The organism is Desulforhabdus sp. TSK (genome assembly GCF_022836495.1).
Taxonomy (GTDB): domain Bacteria; phylum Desulfobacterota; class Syntrophobacteria; order Syntrophobacterales; family Syntrophobacteraceae; genus Desulforhabdus.
The window spans coordinates 1-396 of record NZ_BQXM01000197.1 but is presented as its reverse complement, the minus strand read 5'-3'; the positions used below and the strand labels follow the sequence as shown (position 1 = coordinate 396).

Genomic DNA, 396 nt, shown 5'->3' with positions numbered 1-396 from the left:
GTTCGTTCTCATCCAGTTCGACTTCGGCGTCCGGGCCCGGCTCGCAGCCGGTCTGGGTGGGCTTGCCGGCACTGGGCTGTTCCAGCAGCCGCTTGCCGCGGCGCTCCTCCGGAGGAAGCTCGATCGGGTACTCCCCGGCGAAGCAGGCGGTGCACAGACTGGAGCGCGGCTGGCCGGTGGCGGCGATCATGCCGTCCTCGGAGATGTAGGCCAGCGAGTCCGCGCCCACGGCCTGGGTGATCTCCTCCATGGTGGCGCCTTTGGCGATCAGCTCCGCGCGGGTGGCGAAGTCGATCCCGTAGAAGCAGGGCCACTTGATCGGCGGGGAGGAGATCTTCACGTGGACCTCCTTGGCCCCGGCCGCCTTGAGCATCCGCACGAGGGCCCGCTGGGTGT

General features: G+C 69.4%; 1 pseudogene. It reads right to left on the bottom strand.

The annotated features are described in order from the left end of the window. Window positions 1-396 (bottom strand): annotated as a pseudogene (locus tag MWC30_RS22085) (amidophosphoribosyltransferase); the annotation flags it as partial.